Source organism: Parabacteroides leei (genome assembly GCF_023369805.1).
GTDB lineage: Bacteria > Bacteroidota > Bacteroidia > Bacteroidales > Tannerellaceae > Parabacteroides > Parabacteroides leei.
This window is the reverse complement of sequence record NZ_JAMBQG010000048.1, coordinates 1-1,463: the sequence shown is the minus strand read 5'-3', so window position 1 is coordinate 1,463 and position 1,463 is coordinate 1. Positions and strand designations below refer to the sequence as shown.

At 47.0% G+C, this 1,463-nt stretch carries 1 protein-coding gene; it reads right to left on the bottom strand.

The features are described 5' to 3' along the window. Positions 1-1,463 (bottom strand): glycoside hydrolase family 2 TIM barrel-domain containing protein (locus M1P97_RS26160; protein WP_317243629.1); only part of this gene is annotated, 1,463 nt, incomplete at both ends.

Genomic DNA, 1,463 nt, shown 5'->3' with positions numbered 1-1,463 from the left:
AAGCCGACACGAATATCTCCTCCCTTTTCCGGCAAGATACTTCCCGGAGCCAATAAAAGCAAGACATTTTCGCCTTTCTCCAATCGGTTCATCACCTGATCGTCGAGTGTTGAAGCAATATAAGGAAGCTTTTCAACCGCTTTCTGCTTGGCCGGATAGACCCAAATATTCCATCGGTTACTATTGTTAGCCTCTTTCACTTCCACACTGACCGTGAGTTGAGACGGCTCTTCTATGCCTGATAACGCATATTCGATATTACCTGCCGGAATACAGTTGGCAATCGGAAGGTCTTTCACAAAACTGCCTTGTGCCAGCTTTTCTCCTGATTGGTTGCTGATTTTCCAGATGATATTAGCCCCCTGTAAAGCTTTTTCTCCGAAATGAGCCAATTCGACCGGAACATTCAGTGTTTCATTATTCAGCCAAACCATTTTCGGAAAGCGGATAAGCGGAACAGTCTTGTTACAGAATGTGCTGTATTCTTTAGGTGTAACATATCCTTTTTCATCCCAGAAAGCATCGAGTACCCCGACCAGTGCTGACCCTTGTCCCGGGAAATCATGTAAGTCGAGCAGCTGGAAGCCTGCAAATCCGGGAGTCCGGAGTGCTCCTTCAATCTCCGCCTTATAACATAATGTTTGCAGACGGCCAGATGCATACAAAAAATCATCGGCCAGGTCAGCCATGTGGTGATCTTTCAATGTTTCCCGGAATATCTCGAAGTTCTTGGCCTTCAGTACGCCTGTGTATTTCTCTATCTCTTTGAAGTTTGGATAGACACACCATTGACCGACTTCGTGGCTGACTGTCGGCATATTCTTTTTAATAATATCTTCGAAATCAAAGTCGGTACGGGGCTGTTGAGCATTGATGATACTTCCCATACCTTCAGCCCAGCGTTGGATACGCGGTTCCATCGGATCCCAGTAGTCTGCATTTTCTACATAAGGCCAACCTCCGGCAGAAGTATAAACACGACGGAGATCCTTCGATTTCCAGTAATCGATCAGGCCAGACAGATACTTACCTTGATTGGCTCCTCCCGGCTCATTTCCGTAGGCCATCATACAGAAAGAAGGGTGATTGCCATATTCCTTCAAGATACGGTCGCTCTCATCACGAAACCACTGGTCGGAATAAGCGCCGTCACCTACTGTCGTCCAACCGGCACATTCAACTTGCAGATAGACCCCCATGCTGTCGGCTACTTCAAAAGCAGCCTGCGGAGGACACCAAGAATGGAAGCGGACATGGTTCAGACCGTGTGCCTGGCACTGGTTATATATTTTTGTCCAGTAAGCATTGTCCATTGCCGGATAACCTGTTAGCGGGAAGATACAACACTCCAGTGTTCCCCGCAGGAATACCGGTTGTCCGTTTACTTCAAAACGTGTACCGTTTGCCTTAAATTCACGAAGACCGAAAGTTCGGCATTGCTCTTCTTTATTTCCTTCGGTTTC